The organism is Streptomyces liliifuscus (assembly GCF_016598615.1).
In the GTDB taxonomy this organism is placed as follows: Bacteria; Actinomycetota; Actinomycetes; order Streptomycetales; family Streptomycetaceae; genus Streptomyces; species Streptomyces liliifuscus.
In genome coordinates, this window is the sequence record NZ_CP066831.1 from 6,148,065 (window position 1) to 6,163,448 (window position 15,384).

At 69.7% G+C, this 15,384-nt stretch carries 14 protein-coding genes; 10 read left to right on the forward strand and 4 right to left on the reverse strand.

What is annotated here, in order from left to right:
- Positions 1-72 precede the first annotated feature (72 nt).
- From JEQ17_RS26375 to JEQ17_RS26395, 5 genes are all read left to right on the forward strand, one after another.
- Positions 73-888 carry a phosphatase gene (locus tag JEQ17_RS26375; RefSeq protein WP_200401732.1) on the forward strand — a complete coding sequence of 272 codons (816 nt, stop codon included), beginning with the start codon at positions 73-75 and terminating at the stop codon, positions 886-888.
- A gap of 129 nt (positions 889-1,017) precedes the next feature.
- Positions 1,018-1,227: a helix-turn-helix domain-containing protein gene (locus tag JEQ17_RS26380; RefSeq protein WP_093781815.1), complete on the forward strand. Its 210-nt coding sequence runs from the start codon at positions 1,018-1,020 to the stop codon at positions 1,225-1,227.
- A 165-nt stretch (positions 1,228-1,392) separates the two neighbouring features.
- Positions 1,393-1,491: a 30S ribosomal protein bS22 gene (locus JEQ17_RS26385; protein WP_003948845.1), complete on the forward strand. Its 99-nt coding sequence runs from the start codon at positions 1,393-1,395 to the stop codon at positions 1,489-1,491.
- Between the two features lie 348 nt (positions 1,492-1,839).
- Positions 1,840-2,901, forward strand: a complete 1,062-nt coding sequence (locus tag JEQ17_RS26390) for an NAD-dependent epimerase/dehydratase family protein (RefSeq protein ID WP_143644173.1) — start codon at positions 1,840-1,842, stop codon at positions 2,899-2,901.
- A gap of 14 nt (positions 2,902-2,915) precedes the next feature.
- Positions 2,916-3,965: a lysophospholipid acyltransferase family protein gene (locus JEQ17_RS26395; protein WP_200397511.1), complete on the forward strand. Its 1,050-nt coding sequence runs from the start codon at positions 2,916-2,918 to the stop codon at positions 3,963-3,965.
- An 87-nt stretch (positions 3,966-4,052) separates the two neighbouring features.
- Here the strand turns inward: JEQ17_RS26395 and JEQ17_RS26400 are convergent, their stop codons facing one another.
- From JEQ17_RS26400 to JEQ17_RS26410, 3 genes are all read right to left on the reverse strand, one after another.
- A complete protein-coding gene (locus JEQ17_RS26400) occupies positions 4,053-5,282 on the reverse strand; it encodes a DUF5667 domain-containing protein (protein ID WP_200397512.1) in 1,230 nt (409 codons plus the stop codon).
- 287 nt (positions 5,283-5,569) lie between these two features.
- Positions 5,570-6,346, reverse strand: coding sequence for an ECF subfamily RNA polymerase sigma factor, BldN family (locus tag JEQ17_RS26405; RefSeq protein WP_200397513.1), 777 nt, complete (start codon positions 6,344-6,346; stop codon positions 5,570-5,572).
- Between the two features lie 399 nt (positions 6,347-6,745).
- The gene (locus tag JEQ17_RS26410; protein WP_200397514.1) at positions 6,746-7,684 is read right to left on the reverse strand and encodes an HAD family hydrolase; all 939 of its coding nucleotides are present in this window, start codon (positions 7,682-7,684) and stop codon (positions 6,746-6,748) included.
- Positions 7,685-7,902: 218 nt separating this feature from the next.
- Here JEQ17_RS26410 and JEQ17_RS26415 point away from each other — a divergent pair, with 218 nt between their 5' ends.
- The 5 genes from JEQ17_RS26415 (at position 7,903) to JEQ17_RS26435 (ending at position 13,747) form a co-directional block, all read left to right on the forward strand.
- On the forward strand, positions 7,903-8,202 hold the full coding sequence (locus tag JEQ17_RS26415) for a glutaredoxin family protein (protein WP_200397515.1): 300 nt from the start codon (positions 7,903-7,905) through the stop codon (positions 8,200-8,202).
- A gap of 322 nt (positions 8,203-8,524) precedes the next feature.
- A complete protein-coding gene (locus JEQ17_RS26420; protein WP_189844922.1) occupies positions 8,525-9,301 on the forward strand; it encodes a redox-sensing transcriptional repressor Rex in 777 nt (258 codons plus the stop codon).
- The gene (locus JEQ17_RS26425) at positions 9,298-11,109 is read left to right on the forward strand and encodes a glutamyl-tRNA reductase (RefSeq protein WP_200397516.1); all 1,812 of its coding nucleotides are present in this window, start codon (positions 9,298-9,300) and stop codon (positions 11,107-11,109) included. Before JEQ17_RS26420 ends, JEQ17_RS26425 begins: the two co-directional genes overlap by 4 nt.
- Positions 11,106-12,065, forward strand: a complete 960-nt coding sequence (gene hemC, locus JEQ17_RS26430; protein ID WP_200397517.1) for a hydroxymethylbilane synthase — start codon at positions 11,106-11,108, stop codon at positions 12,063-12,065. The genes JEQ17_RS26425 and hemC overlap by 4 nt, the downstream gene beginning before the upstream one ends.
- Positions 12,062-13,747 carry a bifunctional uroporphyrinogen-III C-methyltransferase/uroporphyrinogen-III synthase gene (locus tag JEQ17_RS26435; protein WP_200397518.1) on the forward strand — a complete coding sequence of 562 codons (1,686 nt, stop codon included), beginning with the start codon at positions 12,062-12,064 and terminating at the stop codon, positions 13,745-13,747. Before hemC ends, JEQ17_RS26435 begins: the two co-directional genes overlap by 4 nt.
- A 141-nt stretch (positions 13,748-13,888) precedes the next feature.
- Here the strand turns inward: JEQ17_RS26435 and JEQ17_RS26440 are convergent, their stop codons facing one another.
- Positions 13,889-15,286, reverse strand: coding sequence for an FAD-binding oxidoreductase (locus JEQ17_RS26440; protein WP_200397519.1), 1,398 nt, complete (start codon positions 15,284-15,286; stop codon positions 13,889-13,891).
- Positions 15,287-15,384: the final 98 nt, after the last annotated feature.

Genomic DNA, 15,384 nt, shown 5'->3' on the forward strand with positions numbered 1-15,384 from the left:
CCGTTACGCCAACTGTGGGGTGTTTCAGGGGTTTTGGGGGTGGGGGGTGGGTGGATGCGTCAGCATCGGGGCGTGTTGAGTAGTGGAGCGTTGCGGGCGCATTTGCTGGCGGCGAGGCTGGCGGGGACGGTGGCCACCTCGCGGGAGGCGAGTCTCAGGAGCTATCGGTTGTTCGCCGCGCGGGATCCGCGGGTGACGATCGGGCTTGACCCCGAATGGACATGGGAACAACCGGATCTGATCGCTTTGATGGCGGACAAGTGTGGAGTGTCTCCCGATCCGCGGCACACATCTGGCCCTGATGTGATCGATCCTGAGCGAACCCTGGCGGCTCTTGACGCCTTCGCCGTCCGGCTTGCGGAAGCCGCGCGGAACCGTTCCCCGGTGCTGCTCGGCACCGGACACCCGCACCGGCTGATCGGTTTCTACGCCGCGTTGGCGGACGCTCTGTCGGCGGCGGGGTGTACCGTCCTCACCCCCGCGCATGGTCACTCTGTCGACATAACGACCCGGTTCGGTCTACGCACGTACAACCTTGACTACGTACGAGGAGTCGCGCTGGTGCGCGAACCCGGGGCGTGGGACCCCGGTCGCGAGACCGGCGCGCACACGCACTCTCCCCTCCCGGTTCGTACCGCTCTGGCCGCCGCGGCGGAGGCCGGCGGGCCGCTCCCGGAGCTCGTGGTGGGAGACCACGGCTGGGTCTGCGGAGCAGGTCAGCTGGGGTTCGAGGCCATCGGCCTGGGTGACACCGACGATCCCGCGCTGTTCGTCGGAGAGGCAGAGGGGCGGGTGTCCGTCGTCGTTCCACTTGATGACGCTGTGCGGTCTGATTACTACCGACCGCTTACTCGCTATGTACTCAATCGAGCGTGTCTGTCACAGTAGGCCGCCGATGGCCCCTCCTCTTCCCCACTCGCATCACACGCCCCTACTCTGGGGAGTGAGCACGCAACGACGAAGTGTCACCGGAAGGGGAAGCCGGTGACCGTCGAGTGCGGAAGGTTCAGGTGTGTCATGGCTGCTGGCGAGAGGCCTCTGAACGAGGTTCAGTTCCTTACCGTGGCGGAAGTCGCCTCGGTGATGCGAGTGTCGAAGATGACCGTGTACCGCTTGGTGCACAGCGGTCATCTGCCCGCGATCCGGGTCGGGAGGTCATTCCGCGTCCCGGAGCAAGCGGTTCACGAGTACCTTCGCGAGTCCTACGTGGGGGTGGAGACAGCCTGACGGCGGTCCGGGGCGGTCCCGGGACGGCTCGAATCGCGTCCCCGGGGCCTCATCCGGAACTCCTCGATTACGACCTCGGCGCTCAGGCGGGTAGGCTGGCCCCTCATAAGTCGTGTGGGCCCATGCAGCCCAGCAACGAGTAAAGAGAAGTGAGCGAGGGTAGTCGTGGGCTCTGTTATCAAGAAGCGGCGCAAGCGGATGGCGAAGAAGAAGCACCGCAAGCTGCTCAAGCGCACTCGCGTTCAGCGTCGCAACAAGAAGTAAGTCGCGACGGACAGCGGTCACCCGCCACAAGCAGGGCAGACGGTGGGCGACGACGCTGTGACAGTGCGCTCTGTGGCCCCCCACCGGCTGGTGGGGGGCCACAGTCGTACCCGCTGCTCCCCCTGCCGCGATGTCCGGCCGGACGAACGCTGTGCGTATGTCCGGGCCTACGACTGTGTGGCGAATGGCTGGGTCTGATCGTACGTACGGGGGTGCCGTCACTTCGTGCATCGGGCGGTCATCACAGCGCAACACCGACCCGCTAACGTGGCCGTCACGGGGAACACGGCAGAGTACGAACGGCACAGTACGAGCAGCATGTCGACGGCTGGAAGGAAGGCGCTGATCTTGGGGAAGGTCGTGCTCGTGACCGGAGTGGCCCGTCAGCTTGGGGGCCGGTTCGTACGACGGATTCAGCGTGACCCCGAGGTGGACCGGGTGGTCGCCGTGGACGCGGTCCCGCCGGAGCATCACCTGGGCGGCGCCGACTTCGTACGGGCCGACATAAGGCAGCCCGCCATCGCCAGGGTGCTCGCGGAGCACTCCGTGGACACGGTCGTGCACCTGGACGTGACGGCCACCCCGCTCGGCGGCGGCAGCCGGACCACGGTCAAGGAGACCAACGTCATCGGCACCATGCAGCTGCTGGGTGCCTGCCAGAAGTCGCCGACGGTCAAGCGGCTCGTCGTGAAGTCCAGTACCAACGTGTACGGGTCTGCCCCGCGCGATCCGGCCGTCTTCACCGAGACCACCCCGCCCAAGTCACTGCCCAGCGGCGGCTTCGCGAAGGACACGGTCGAGGTCGAGGGGTATGTGCGGGGGTTCGCGCGGCGGCGGCCCGACGTCGCCGTGTGTGTGCTGCGGTTCGCGAACATCCTCGGGCCGAGCGCGGACTCGCCGCTCGCCGCGTACTTCTCGCTGCCCGTGCTGCCGACCGTGCTCGGCTACGACCCGCGGCTGCAGTTCGTGCACGAGGACGACGTGATCGAGGTGCTGCGGATCGCCTCGCACGAACCCCGGCGCGGCACGCTCAACAGCGGCACGTTCAACATCGCCGGCGACGGTGTCCTGCTGCTCTCGCAGTGCGCGCGGCGGCTCGGCCGGCCCACGGTTCCCGTGCTGATGCCCGCGGTGAGCTGGGTGGGCTCGGCGCTGCGTACGCTGGGCATGACGGACTTCTCGCCCGAGCAGCTGCGGCTGCTCACCCACGGCCGGGTCGTGGCGACCCGGCAGATGCGCGAGACGCTCGGCTACGGTCCCAGGTACACGACCGCGGAGACCTTCGCGGACTTCGCACGCAGCCGAGGGCCCGGACTCCTGCCCCCCGAGGCCCTTGCGGGGGCCGTCGACCGGATCGCGGCACTGCCTGTACTCGGCGGTGGCCACCTCCCGACGCAGAGCGCCAACTGAGGAGCGCATCAACGATGGCGGACGCCAAGGTCATTCCGTTCGACGACGACCGGTCCCGCGGGAGTGCCGTACAGCGGCCGCCGCGGCGTCGGGGTGCGGGGAGCAGGCGCAAGGGCGAGCCCGTGGTGGTTCGTGAGGTCCAGCCCCTGCCCGCACGAACGATTCAGCAGGATGATGTTCCCGTGACGCGTGAGGAACCGGCTGCTGTGGAGAAGCCGCAGGAGAATGGCTGGGACCGGCGCATCGCCGGCGGTCTGGCCTTCCTGCGGCGGCGACTGACGGGTGAGTACGAGGTCGACGACTTCGGTTACGACCAGGAGCTCACCGACCAGGTCCTGATGTCCATGCTGCGGCCCCTCTACGAGAAGTACTTCCGCGTCGAGGTGAAGGGCATCGAGAACATCCCGTCGGAGGGCGGGGCGCTGATCGTCGCCAACCACTCCGGGACGCTGCCGCTGGACGGCCTGATGATGCAGGTCGCCGTCCACGACAACCACCCCGGCGGCCGTCATCTGCGGCTGCTCGCGGCCGACCTGGTCTTCATGCTGCCGGTGGTCAACGAGCTTGCCCGCAAGGCCGGTCACACCCTCGCCTGCGCGGAGGACGCCGAACGGCTCCTGGAGCGCGGCGAACTCGTGGGTGTGATGCCGGAGGGCTTCAAGGGCATCGGCAAGCCGTTCAGCGAGCGCTACAAGCTCCAGCGCTTCGGCCGGGGCGGTTTCGTCTCGACCGCGCTGCGCCAGGGCACGCCGATCATCCCGTGCTCCATCGTGGGCGCGGAGGAGATCTACCCGATGATCGGCAACTCCAAGACGCTGGCCCGTCTCCTCGGCTTCCCGTACTTCCCGATCACGCCCACCTTCCCGTGGCTGGGCCCGCTCGGCGGGGTTCCGCTCCCGACGAAGTGGACGATCCAGTTCGGCGAACCGATCCCGACCGACGGCTACCCGCCGGAGGCGGCGGAGGACCCGATGCTGATGTTCAACCTGACGGACCAGGTCAGGGAACAGATCCAGCACACGCTGTACAAGCTTCTGGTGCAGCGGCGGTCGGTGTTCTTCTGAGGGTCCCGGATACGTCCAAGACATCTGGATACGTCGGTGGGGGCGCCCCTTTCAACAAGGGCGCCCCCACCGACGTATCCGAAGAAGCTAGTCCGTGTCCTCGCTGTCGATTCCCAGTCCCGGGAGCAGGCCCGGGAGGAGGGGCGGCAGGGTCACGTCCGGCTCTGCCGGTGGGGTGTTCTTGCCGGACGGGGAGGCGCTGGTCTCGTCCTCGGGCGGGTCCAGGAGGCCGCCGGTGTTGCCGCCGAGCAGGCCGTCGTCCTGGGTCTTGGACGTGGACGGCTTGGGGTTGCCGCCGCTGGAGCCGGTGCCGTCGGACGAGCCGCCGCCGGTGGCGCTGGGGGCGGCCGGCCGGTCCGTACGGGACGAGCCGGTGGCGTCCGAACTCGCGCCGCGGTGGCGGCCGGTGCCCTCCGGGGAGGGTGGCTGCGGGAGCAGCGAGCGCAGCGGCTCGACCTCTTCGTCTATGGCGTCGAAGACCGAGCTGACCTGGCGGCTGACGTCGCCGAGCTGCACGGGCAGCCGGTCGCGCAGGGCGCCCCAGGCCTCGCGGTGCGACTGGGAGAAGGCGGAGAGGGCCTGGATGGGGCCCAGGGAGTCCGGGTCCCGCTCATAGGCCTCGTGGAGCAGGCGGTGGCCCTCGGAGGCGTCGTGCTGCATGCCGGACAGCGCACGCCGGATCTCGCCCAGGGACTCGTGGTCGAGGGGCCCCGAGCGGCCGCGCTCCATCAGGCGGCGCGCCTCGCTCAGCCGGGTGGAGGCCTGGTCGAGGTAGAGCCTGCCGCGGTCGCCCTCGCCGTCGGCCATGCCCAGCTTGAGGTCCTCCATGCCGCGCTTGAGCCCGTAGAGCGAGTCACCGGGCAGGGCGTCGGAACTGGCAGCGGCGACACCGCTGAAGGCTCCGGCGGCCACACCGACGGTGAGCCCGCCCGCGGCGAGCCCCTTCGACAGCCGGGAACGCGGTCGCAACTTCCCAAGACCGGTCGCCCGGTGCGCGCCCCGGCCCCGGTGGGAGCGCTGCTCGGGCACCGAAGGGTCCGCCGCCCGGCCTCCCGCGGCCGTGCCCTCCTGGAGCATGGCCTCCATCGCGGCCACCAGCTGGGCTCGCTGGACGACCTTGACCTCGGGGTCCAGCTCCGGTTTGGGCAGTTCGCCGAGGCCGGTCGCCAGGGACAGCATCCGGCCCTGCTCGGGCCGGTCCACGACGGCCGGAGCGAATCCTTCGGACTGCTCGGCCGCCGTGCCCCGGTCGGGCTGCTCATCCAGGGCCTGGGCGAAGGCGTTCGCCCGCCGGTGCGCCGATACGTTCGCGATCACTGGCGGCACCTCCTCTCGTCATCACGGTCGACTCCCCAGGGGGTCCTGAGGGTTGCACACCCTGACCACGACCACTCGATCGAGTGATCGAAGTCGGCCAGGGTGCGACCACAGGGAGCCTGTATCCCGCACAACGAGCGGCTCGGCACTTGGGTTACGGACGACGGATGATCGGACCGCGAAGTCAACGGACTTTCACGGACGGTGAGTTGGGCATCGCTGAGCGTATGGAGTCATACGGAGTCGTACGGAGAGGAGGCGGGGCAGGGCCCGCCGTGTACGGGGTCTCAGCGGGCGTCTTCCGGGAGGAGCCGGGCCAGTGTGCGCACCGCCCGGTACTGGAGGGTCTTGATCGCGCCCTCGTTCTTGCCCATCACACGGGCGGTCTCGGCGACCGAGAGGCCCTGGAGGAAGCGCAGGGTCACGCACTCCTGCTGCTGCGGGTTGAGGCGGCGGACGGCATCCAGCAGCGCCGCGTTCGAGAGGGACTCCAGGACGGAGTCCTCGGGGGAGCGCTCGACCTCGTTGGCGTCGAGCATCTCGCCGGTGGTCACTTCGAGCCGGAAGCGGCTCGACTTGAAGTGGTCCGCGACGAGGTTGCGGGCGATGGTGACGAGCCAGGCGCCGAAGTCACGGCCCTGCCAGGTGAACGTGCCGATGCGGCGCAGGGCGCGCAGGAACGTCTCGCTTGTGAGGTCTTCCGCGGTCGCCTTCCCGCCGACGCGGTAATAGATATAGCGGTACACAGTGTCGCTGTACTGGTCGTAGAGCCGGCCGAAGGCCTCGGCCTCACCGGCCTGTGCGCGCTCCACGAGGTCCATCATCCGGGCGCTGTCACTGTCTGCGGCCGGGCGGCGTGCGGTGGTGGCCGACGCGCTCGAACGACCTCGTCTGCCCACCGCCGCGCTGCCGTCGGCCAGTGCGTAGCACGGGCCGACGGGCGCGGCGGAGACAGCGAGGGCGGGGACGGCGTACGCGGTGGGGACGAAGCCGCGCAGGCGGTCGAGGACCGTTGCGCGCAGCGTAGCCAGGCCCGAGGCGTCAACCCCGACGTGTGGGTACACGGGACTCCCAGAGGCAGAGCTTCCATCACGTGCAGTACCGGACCGTTCACCCATCGTAGCGAAGAGCGGGGCCCGTCATGCGTCTGAGGAGAATAACGCTTCGTACAGGCAGTGCTACACCCAGTTGCTCAAATCATCGATTACGTCGCTTCTGTTACCGAACGACGCCTCATCAAGTGCCGGAGAGTGACCGGTTGTTGATCGAATGAGTCCGCGTTCCGTCTGAGTCCGGGGCGTGTTGTGGCCGGGTGCCGTTAACGGGACTGGCGGGGGCTCTGTGCGGGTAGGACAGCACGATTGCCCGCACGTCTGTGCGCGGGGCCGCTGGTCAGCGGGTGTTCGAGGGGTGTCGGCGACGCTGCGTCAGCGTCAGCATCTGTGCCTGTGCCTGTGCCTGTGTCAGCGACGGCGGCGGTGCAGGGCGATCGCGGCCGCCGTGCCGCCGGCGACCGCGCCGACGCCTGCCGCCGCGGGAATGCCGACCTTCGCCGCCTTGCGGCCCGTGCGGTAGTCGCGCAGCCGCCAGTCGAGCCTGCGGGCGTGCTTGCGGAGCTTGGCGTCCGGGTTGATCGCGTACGGGTGCCCGACCAGCGAGAGCATCGGGATGTCGTTGTGGGAGTCGCTGTACGCGGCGCAGCGGCCGAGGTCCAGGCCCTCCGCCGCGGCCAGGGCGCGTACCGCCTCCGCCTTCGCGGGGCCGTGCAGCGGTTCGCCGACGAGCTTGCCGGTGTAGACGCCGTCGACCGACTCGGCGACCGTGCCGAGCGCGCCGGTCAGGCCCAGGCGGCGGGCGATCACCGTGGCGATCTCGACGGGCGCCGCCGTGACCAGCCACACCTTCTGGCCCGCGTCCAGGTGGGCCTGGGCGAGTGCGCGGGTGCCGGGCCAGATGCGCTCGGCCATGTACTCGTCGTAGATCTCCTCGCCGATCGACATCAGCTCGGAGACGCGGTGGCCCTTCACGATCGACAGCGCCGAGTCGCGGGCGTCCTGCATGTGCTCGGGGTCCTCGACGCCGGCCAGCCGGAACCAGGCCTGCTGCCAGGCGAACCGGTAGAGATCGCGGGACTCGAAGAACTTCCGCTTGTAGAGGCCACGGCCGAAGTGGAAGATCGCGGCGCCCTGCATCACGGTGTTGTCGAGGTCGAAGAACGCGGCGGCCTTGTCGTCACCGATGACCGGGAACTCCGGTTCGGTGCCTTCGGGCGCGGCTTCGTGCGCCAGCTCCTCCAACTCCTGGGAGGACTTGCGCGCTGCCTCAGCCGAGGCCTCGCCTGCCAGCACGCTCCGCGCGGTGGCGGAGCGCCTACGGGGGGTGAGCCATCCGAGAGCGGCCATGGCGTGAGCATAGCCAGTTTGTTCGGTGGTTCCGGAGTCGGGAGGTTTGCTGGCTGTGAACTCTCCGCGACCGTGTCGTTAAAGAGCTCATCCCCTTGGGATCGCTCTTTGGGCGCTTCGCGGAGCGGTTGTGCTTCGGGTGCGGGTTCGTGGGGGCTGGTCGCGCAGTTCCCCGCGCCCCTGAAGGACGGGGCTGCGCCCCTGTCCACTGCGGGAGAATGGACGGTATGAGTCCCATCTTTCGGCGTGGTGAGCGTCGTGCGGAGAAGAGTGTGACGCCGGAGCGGCTGGTCACCTTGATCGGGAAGCCCGACTGTCATTTGTGCGAAGACGCACAGGAAGTCGTGGAGAAGGTCTGTGCTGATCTCGGTGTCCGCTGGGAGAAGAAGGACATCACCCAGGACGAGGATCTGCACCGCGAGTACTGGGAGCAGATCCCGGTGGTGCTGGTGGACGGGGCCCAGCACACGTTCTGGCGGGTGGACGAGGGGCGGCTGCGCAGGGCGCTCAAGGCGTAGCCAAGGGGGCGGAGTAATGGAACCGTGGCCTGACCGAGGCGTCCGAAGGGGCCGGAAAGTCACTTAGGATCGAGGGCGGTTCGGACTCGGGGGCGGGGATCGTAGAGGAGAGTGTGCGGTTTTGCCCCCAACATGTGAGGAACGAAGGTGCGTGTGCGCCGGTTCCGTACGGGTGCGCCGGGGGTGCGTGACCCCGGTCACGTTGGCCGGGCAAATCGGACACCATCTTTGTGCACGCGTTCACAAAGACATAGCCTGCATTCGACGGGGCGGTCTAGGTACGTGCGACCGCCTGCAGCCCCGCGCTACCCGCAGGAGCACCGTGGCAACTGGCCGAACTCACCGACCGGCGACCCGCAGCCGAGGGATTCCCGAGGCCACCGTCGCCAGGCTTCCGCTGTACCTCCGAGCCCTCACCGCTCTGTCGGAGCGCTCGGTACCCACGGTCTCCTCCGAGGAGCTCGCGGCCGCGGCGGGGGTCAACTCCGCCAAGCTGCGCAAGGACTTCTCGTACCTCGGGTCGTACGGGACGCGCGGTGTGGGCTACGACGTCGAGTACCTCGTCTACCAGATCTCGCGTGAGCTCGGCCTCACCCAGGACTGGCCGGTCGTGATCGTCGGTATCGGTAACCTCGGCGCGGCGCTGGCCAACTACGGCGGATTCGCCTCGCGCGGGTTCCGGGTCGCGGCGCTGATCGACGCCGATCCCGAGATGGCGGGCAAGCCCGTCGCCGGGATCCCCGTGCAGCACACGGACGAGCTGGAAAAGATCATCGACGACAACGGTGTGTCGATCGGTGTCATCGCGACCCCCGCCGGCGCGGCCCAGCAGGTCTGTGACCGGCTCGTCGCCGCCGGTGTCACCTCCATCCTGAACTTCGCGCCGACCGTGCTGACCGTCCCGGACGGTGTCGACGTACGCAAGGTCGATCTCTCCATCGAGCTGCAGATCCTCGCCTTCCACGAGCAGCGCAAGGCCGGCGAGGAGGCCGAGGCGCAGGCCGGGGCCGCCATGGAGGCGGAGGCCGAGGCGGCCGCCGCGGCCAAGGAGGCCGGGAAAGGGCCCGACGGGGATGTCCCCGCCGTGATGCCGGCATGAGTCTTCTTGTCGTCGGACTGAGCCACCGCAGCGCTCCGGTCAGCGTCCTGGAGCGGGCCGCGCTGTCCGCGGACGCCCAGATCAAGCTGCTCCAGGACACGGTCGCCGCCGAACCGGCAGCCGAGGCCGCGGTGCTCGCCACCTGCAACCGGATCGAGCTCTACGCCGACGTGGACAAGTTCCACGCGGGCGTCGCCGAGCTCTCCACGCTGCTCGCGCAGCACAGCGGTGTCGGTCTCGAGGAGCTCACCCCTTATCTGTACGTGCACTACGAGGACCGGGCCGTCCACCACTTCTTCTCGGTGGCCTGCGGGCTCGACTCGATGGTCGTCGGCGAGGGGCAGATCCTCGGCCAGATCAAGGACGCCCTCGCCACCGCGCAGGAACTGCACACGGCCGGGCGGCTGCTGAACGACCTCTTCCAGCAGGCGCTGCGGGTCGGCAAGCGCGCCCACTCCGAGACCGGCATCGACCGGGCCGGGCAGTCCCTGGTGACCTTCGGCCTGGAGCAGCTGTCGTCCGGCGCCCCGGTCGACGCCTGGCTCAAGGGCAAGCGGGCCCTGGTGATCGGCGCGGGCTCCATGTCCTCGCTCGCCGCGGCGACGCTCGCGCGGGCCGGGGTGGCCGAGCTGGTCGTCGCCAACCGGACGTTCGACCGGGCGGAGCGCCTCGCGGCCCTGCTCGCCGAGCAGTACGGACAACGCCCGGCGGAACAGGACGACGTGGACGTGCTGGCCCGCGCGGTACCGATGGAATCGGTACCGGACGAGCTGACACGTGCCGATGTCGTCGTGTCCTGCACCGGCGCGACCGGGCTCGTCCTGACGGCGGACCTCGTGGCCGAGGCCATCGAGGGCCGCACGGGCGCGCCCGCCGTGGAGCGCGCCGCCGACTCCGCCGCCCGACGGTCCGGACTTCCGCCCACCAGCGTCGGCAGCGAGGACGGCTGTCCGCTGGACCTGTCCGCCGTGCAGGGTTCCGCCGTGCAGGGCTCCACCGGCTTCTCCGTCATGGGGGAGGCCGCGGTGGCCGGCATGGACGCGGCCACCCTGGAACAGCACGCCGCCTGGGTGGACAACGGGACCGTCGACCGTCGCGAGGGCCGCCGCAGCACGCCCGAGATCGACACCGAGGCCGTCGCAGCCCTCGCCGCCGCCGCGGCCACCCTCGGGCGGGTGCCCGAGCGGCGTCGGCCCGAGCCCGTCGCCGAGGTGCCCCGGCCCCTCCCCGTACTCTCCCTGCTCGACCTCGCCATGCCCCGCGACATCGACGCGGCCGTGCACCGGCTGCTCGGGGTGCGGCTGGTCGACATCGAGTCCCTCGCCGAGGCGTCCGCGGACGCCCCGATGGCCGCCGACGTGGACCAGGTGCGGCGGATCGTCTCCGACGAGGTCGCCGCCTTCGACGCCGCTCAGCGGGCCGCGCACATCACGCCCACCGTCGTGGCGCTGCGCACCATGGCCGCCGATGTCGTGGCCGGCGAGATCGCCCGGCTCGACGGCCGGCTGCCCGGCCTCGACGACAAGCAGCGCGGCGAGATCACCCAGACCGTGCGACGCGTCGTGGACAAGCTCCTGCACGCGCCGACCGTACGGGTCAAGCAACTGGCCGCCGAGCCCGGCGGTGCCGGATACGCGGACGCGCTGCGGACCCTGTTCGACCTGGACCCCGAGACGGTCGCCGCCGTCTCCCGGGCCGACGACAACAGCCGGGATGACGACAGCGCCGCTCCTGGCGGTCTGGACTTCGGCCGCGAGAACTTTGACAGCAACAATTTCGAGAGCGCCGAGAACCGAGGGCGAGCATGAATGGGCAAGCACTGAGACTGGGGACCAGGCGGAGCAAACTCGCCATGGCCCAGTCCCGGCAGGTGGCGGATGCCGTGAGCCAGGTGACCGGGCGATCCGTCGAGCTTGTGGAGATCACGACCTACGGGGACACGTCCCGCGAGCAGCTCGCGCAGATCGGCGGCACGGGGGTCTTCGTGACCGCCCTGCGCGACGCGCTCCTGAGCGGTGAGGTCGACTTCGCCGTCCACTCCCTCAAGGACCTGCCGACCGCGCAGCCCGACAATCTGGTGCTGGCCGCGGTGCCGGTGCGCGAGGACCCGCGCGACGTGCTGATCGCCCGCGACGGGCGCACCTTCGCGCAACTGCCCGACGGGGCACGGATCGGAACCGGTTCGCCGCGTCGCATGGCCCAGCTGAACGCGTACGCGCGGGACCACGGCATGACGATAGAGACCGTCGCGATCCGTGGGAACGTCGATACGCGGATCGGGTACGTGCGCAAGGGCGAGCTCGATGGTGTGGTGCTCGCCGCCGCCGGACTGAAGCGGATGGGACGGGTCGGGGACGTCACCGACTTCCTGCCCGTCGACACGATTTTGCCCGCCCCCGGCCAGGGGGCCCTCGCGATCGAGTGTGCCGCGGACAACGCGGACCTCGTCGCTGCGCTCGCCGAGCTCGACGACCCGTTCACCCGGGCCGCCGTGACCGCCGAGCGGTCCCTGCTCGCCGCCCTGGAGGCCGGCTGCAGTGCACCTGTGGGTGCGCTCGCCGACCTTCTGGCCGACGGGCAGATTGTCAAGGAAATGCGCCTGCGCGGCGTCGTCGGCACGACCGACGGCTCGACGCTGGTGCAGTTGTCCACCACCGGTCCCGTGCCCGAGACACATGACCAAGCAATGGCGCTCGGCCGTGAACTCGCCGCCGAGATGCTTGCCAAGGGCGCGGCCGGTCTGATGGGGGAGCGAGCACATTGAGCCCCACCACCCTTCCCGCCGGCCTCGAACACGGGCACGTCACCTTCCTCGGTGCCGGACCCGGGGATCCGGGACTGCTGACTCTGCGCGCCGTCGAGGCGCTGGCGAACGCGGATGTCCTGGTCGCCGAACCCGAAGTGATCGACGTCGTCCGCACGCACGCCAGACGAAACGTCACCGTGCTCGACACCGATTCGGGCCCGAGCCCGGACACGCCTCAGCTAACGGTAGTTGACGGTGCGTCAACCACCACTGGCGTCCCCGCGTCGAAGGACGCGGCCAATATTGTCATGGAGGCCGCGAGGGGTGGCAGGCGGGTCGTCCGTGCCGTCTCGGGCGACCCCGGACTTGATGCGTACGCAGCCGAGGAGATGCTCGCCTGCGCCGCCGCGGGTGTGCCCTTCGAGGTCGTGCCCGGTGTCGCCGCCGCCGTCGGTGTGCCCGCCTACGCGGGTGTTCCGTTGCGGGACGCCCAGGGTGCGGACGTGCGGTTCGTGGACGCCCGTACGGCGTCCACGCGCTGCTGGACCGAGGTCGGGGCGTCCGACGGGACCGTTGTCGTCTCGGCGACTCTTGATTCCGTGGGTGCCGCGGCCGGGGAGCTTGTCGCCTCGGGGCGCAAGCCCGATACGCCCATGACCGTCACTGTCGCCGGTACCACCACGCGTCAGCGGACCTGGGCCGCGACGCTCGGGACCATCGCGCAGACGCTGAAGCAGGCCAAGGTGCTGCCCTCGCCCGATGGCGGGCGGCCGGTGATAGCCGTGGTCGGTGAGCGTTCAGCCGCCGCCCAGCGCGACCAGTTGTCGTGGTTCGAGTCCAAGCCGCTGTTCGGCTGGAAGGTGCTCGTGCCGCGTACGAAGGAGCAGGCGGCTTCGCTCTCCGACCAGCTGCGGTCGTACGGGGCCGTGCCGCACGAGGTGCCGACGATCGCCGTCGAGCCGCCGCGGACGCCCCAGCAGATGGAGCGGGCCGTGAAGGGGCTCGTGACCGGGCGGTACGAGTGGATCGCCTTCACGTCGGTGAACGCGGTCAAGGCCGTGCGGGAGAAGTTCGAGGAGTACGGGCTCGATGCTCGGGCCTTTGCCGGGATCAAGGTCGCCGCGGTGGGGGAGCAGACCGCCAAGGCGTTGGTCGCCTTCGGTGTGAAGCCGGATCTGGTGCCCAGTGGGGAGCAGTCGGCTGCCGGGTTGCTGGAGGACTGGCCGCCCTACGATCCCGTTTTTGATCCGATCGATCGGGTGTTTCTGCCTCGGGCCGATATCGCCACGGAGACGTTGGTGGCCGGGCTGATCGAGCTTGGGTGGGAGGTTGATGACGTTACGGCCTATCGGACTGTGCGCGCCTCGCCTCCGCCTGCGGAGACTCGGGAGGCGATCAAGGGGGGTGGGTTCGACGCCGTTCTCTTCACGTCGTCCTCGACTGTGCGGAACCTCGTGGGTATTGCCGGGAAGCCTCACAACGTGACCGTCATCGCCTGTATCGGGCCTGCCACGGCCAAGACGGCCGAGGAGCATGGGCTGCGGGTCGATGTCATGGCTCCTGAGCCGTCCGTGCATCGGCTGGCCGAGGCCTTGGCGGACTTCGGGCTTCGTCGGCGGGCTGCGGCTCTTGAGGCCGGGGATCCTGTTACTCGGCCCAGCGAGCGGCGGCCCGGGTCTCGGCGGCGGCGTACTACGTAGTTGATGTAGTCGATGTAGGTGTTTGGCAGCGCGTCGTGGTCCCTTGGTGGGGGTGCGGCGCGTTGTCGTGTGCGGCGCCGAGTGTGTTGCGTTGTCTTTTGAGCGCGGGCCGTGCGTCCTTGGGTGCGGGGCCGTTCTTGGTTATGCCGCTGGTGGTATCGCGTGGCCGTAGCGGAGGAGGTTTGCCGGGTCGTGGGTGGCCTTGGTTTGTTGGAGGTGCTTGTAGATCTCCGGGGTCCAGGCTCGGGCTCGGTCCGCTTCCGTGCCGGGGGTGCCGTGGATGTTGACCATGGTGTGGCCCGTGCCGTAGGGGGCCATTGCTTGTTGCAGGGCTGTCGTGGCTTCCTCTACTGCTTCTGCGGTTTTTGGGTCGGGCAGGATTGCCACTGATTCCAGGAAGTACGTTGCGTCCCGGGCGCAGACCGCGTCCTGTACGCGGGCGGGGCGGGACAGGGCGCCGCCCATGTGGCGGAGTTCGACCAGGAGGAGGGGGCAGTCCTTGGCTGTGGGGCCCACCTGGTCGAGGAAGGTCTGGATGGCTTCCGGGGTCAGGTCGTTGAGCAGGGCGCACGATTCTCTTGCGGGGAGCGGGTCCTGGGGTTCCGCGTAGATCTCGTCCACCGCCGTGTAGTCCATCGGCGCGATGGTGTCGATCACCGGTGGTGCGGCTGCGCGTATGGGGGCCAGGAGGCGGTCGCCCTCTGTTGGGTCGCCTGTCCAGGCGACTGCTATTCGGGACCAGAAGCCGCCGCGCAGGGGTTCCGGGATCTGGGGGAGGGGCGGGAGGCGTAGCAGGCTGAATGCCGTGCACATCTCCTGAGGGAGGGTCCGTGTCCAGGTCGCGTACGCGTTGAGCAGGGGCTCCGCGTCCTTGCCCGCGCAGTAGATCGCGCCGCCGAGGATGCGGGTGAGCGGGATCAGGTCGGTGACCAGGGATGTCACGACGCCGACGTTGCCCTTGCCGCCGCGCAGGGCCCGGAACAGGTCGGGCTCGTGGGTCGCGTCGGTCTCGTGCAGGACTCCGTCGGGGGTCACCACCTGGAAGGAGCGGACCAGGTCGGACGCGTAGCCGTAGGTCCGGCCCAGGACCGGCAGGCCGCCGCCCAGCGTGTAGCCGATCACGCCCACGTCGGTCGAGGAGCCGTTGAGCGCGGCCAGGCCGTGGGGTGCGGCCGCCTCCAGGACGTCCCGCCATTTCGCTCCGGCGGACACCGTCGCGGTGCGTTCGGCCGGGTCGATCCGTACGTCCGTCATGCGGCCGGTGTTGATCAGCAGGCCGTCGTCGATGGGGAAGTTCGCGCCGTGGCCCGTCGCCTGGACCGAGACGGGGGTGCCTGTCGCCGTTGCCCAGCGCAGTGCCGCGACGATGTCGTCCGTTCCCGTTGCCCCGATCACGATGTCCGGTGCGTGGCGCTGCGCGAGGTTGAAGCCCGTGACCTCCGCTGTGTACGCCTCGTCGTCGGGTCTCAGGACCGGGCCCCGGATCTCCGAGAGGGCGAAGAGGTCGGGTGTGGTGGGGGTGTGGTGCGCCGTCGTCATCGCGTCCTCCTGCGCGGAGATGCCGTCGGGGTCCTGTCCCTTGTTCCACCAGCTTGCGCCCGGGGCGTCCCGGGCGCATGTGGGGCGGTGTGGAGGGC